This is a genomic window from Aquabacterium sp. (assembly GCF_036279675.1).
Taxonomy (GTDB): domain Bacteria; phylum Pseudomonadota; class Gammaproteobacteria; order Burkholderiales; family Burkholderiaceae_C; genus Aquabacterium.
In genome coordinates, this window is the sequence record NZ_DASUIS010000006.1 from 1 (window position 1) to 2,624 (window position 2,624).

Consider the following 2,624-nt stretch of genomic DNA (forward strand, 5'->3'; position numbering starts at 1 on the left):
CTGGGCACACCCCGGGGCCGCTACTTTGCCTACCAGGCCGAGGTGCGCCCCTGGCTGTGGTTCCTGACCCGCACCAGCGATTGCCGCATCTTCCAGGAGATGTCGGTGCCGGACATCGTCAAGAAGGTGTTTGACGATCACGCCAGCGTGGCGCATGTGAAGCTCAAGCTGTTTCGCACCTACCAGCCGCGCACTTACTGCGTGCAGTACCGCGAAAGCGATTTCCAGTTCGTCACCCGTTTGCTGGAGCGCGAAGGCATCTACTGGTATTTCGAGCACACCAACGGCAAGCACGAGCTGGTGCTGATGGATTCGCTCAGCGCGCATGACCCGATCACGGGCACCAGCACCATCCGCTACATCGAAGACCCGAGCAACGCGCCGCCGGACGAAGAATTCATCTCGCAATGGACCTTCAGCCAGGAGGTCAAGACCGGCAAGATGGTGCTCACCAGCTATGACTTCGAGCGCCCCTCTACCTCGCTGCTGGTGGACGCCAGCCTGTCGCGCTCGCACGATCAAGCGTCGGCCGAACGATTCGATTTTCAGGGCGACTACACCAAGGCGCCCGATGGCAAGCAGTTTGCCGAAGACTGGCTGGACGAGGTGCAGGCCCGCCATCACCGGCTGGAGGGCCAAGGCAACGCCATGGGCCTGGAGGCGGGCCGCACCTTCACGCTCAGCAAGCACCCGCGTGAAGACCAGAACGCCCAGTATTTGCTGACCAGCGTGCAGATCCAGGCTCAGGTGGCCGTGTTCGATGCCGGGCAGAGCGGCAGCCAGTACAAGGTCAGCTTCGAGGCGATTCCCGCATCGCAGCAGTTCCGCCCGCCGCGCAGTACTTTCAAGCCTTTCGTGCAGGGGCCGCAAACCGCCGTGGTGGTGGGCCCCAGCGGCGAAGAGATCTTCACCGACAAATACGGCCGCGTGAAGGTGCAGTTCCACTGGGACCGCCTGGGCAAGAAGGATGAAAAGAGCTCGTGCTGGGTGCGCGTGTCGCAGCCCTGGGCCGGGCAGAACTTCGGCTTCGTGCACATCCCGCGCATCGGCCAGGAAGTGGTCATCTCCTTCCTGGAGGGGGATCCTGACCAGCCGTTGATCACCGGCCGCGTCTACAACGCCCAGCAGATGCCGCCATGGGATCTGCCGGCCAACGCCACGCAGTCCGGCGTGCTGTCGCGCTCGTCCAAGGGCGGGGCTTACGGCAACGCCAATGCCTTGCGCTTCGAGGACAAGAAGGGCGCCGAGCAGGTGTGGCTGCATGCCGAGAAGAACCAGGACATCGAGGTCGAGAACGACGAGACGCACTGGGTCGGGCATGACCGCACCAAGACCATCGACCACGATGAGACGGTGCACGTCAAGCACGACCGCACAGAGACGGTCGACAACAACGAGAAGATCACCATCGGGGTCAACCGCACGGAAAGCGTCGGCTCCAATGAGGACATCACCATTGGCAGCAACCGCACCGAGAGCGTGGGTTCGAACGAGCAGATCACCATCGGGGCCAACCGCACCGAGTCGGTCGGCAGCAACGAGTCGATCACCATCGGCGCCAATCGCAGCATCTCCATTGGCGCCAATGAGACCGCTACCGTGGCGCAGCAGCGCACCCACACCGTGGGCGTGAACGAAACCATTGCCATTGGTGCGGCGCAGGAAGTGGCCATTGGTGCCGCGCAGACCGTCAACGTCGGCGCCAACCAGTCCACCAATGTGGGTGCGAGCCAGTCGCTGAACGTGGGTTCGAAGCAGACGGTCAGCGTGGGGGCGGATCAAGCCACCACGGTGGGCGGGGCGCACAGCCTGAGCGTGGGCAAGGGCCGCAGTGCATCGGTTGCAGAGGGCGACTCGCTCAAGGTCGGCAAGGCCTTGCTGATCGATGCGGGTGACGCCATCACCCTCAAGACCGGCAGCGCCAGCATCACGATGAAGAAGGACGGCACCATCACGATCAAGGGCAAGGACATCACGATCGAGGGCTCGGGCAAGGTTAATGTCAAGGCCAGCAGTGACATGGTGCTCAAAGGCTCCAAGATCACGCAGAACTGACGAGCCATTGAGGTGCGCCCATGAAGCCCGACGATCTGCCTTCCCCTTTGTCGCTGGAACTCCCCGAAACCTGTGTCGATCAAGCCATGTCGACGGGCGAAGCGCTGCTGTCGCCTTTGTTGCGTGCGCCGACGTCCGTCGGTGGTGGCGCTCCCGATGTGCCTGTTCATGGGGTGATCATGGGCACCTTGCTGGCCCTGGTGGATCAGGGCAGCACGGCCTTGGTCAGCTTTCCGGGTCAGCCAGGCCATGCCGCCTTGCGTGCCCGCACGGTGGTGGATCTGCACGGCCCTCATATCGGCCAGGGCGTGGTCCTGATGTTTGAGCAAGGCGATGTGCACCGCCCTATCGTGATGGGTGTGGTGCGTGGGGCGCAGGCGGGCTGGCCGCAGGAAGACAAGCCCGCCACGGTGGATGTGGACGCTGAAGGCGAACGCATGATCGTGTCTGCCAAGGAGCAACTGGTGCTGCGTTGCGGCGAGGCCAGCATCACCTTGACCAAGGCAGGCAAGGTCCTGATCGACGGCACCTATGTGCTGAGCCGCTCCAGTGGTGTCAATCGGGTCAAG

The 2,624-nt window shown here is 63.3% G+C and carries 2 protein-coding genes; both read left to right on the forward strand.

The window, feature by feature from the left end; translation table 11 throughout:
- The coding region (locus VFW93_RS00815) for a type VI secretion system Vgr family protein (protein ID WP_329692095.1) at nt 1-2,055 on the forward strand (2,055 nt) is incomplete at its 5' end.
- Nucleotides 2,056-2,075: 20 nt separating this feature from the next.
- The coding region (locus VFW93_RS00820; RefSeq protein WP_329692096.1) for a DUF6484 domain-containing protein at nt 2,076-2,624 on the forward strand (549 nt) is incomplete at its 3' end.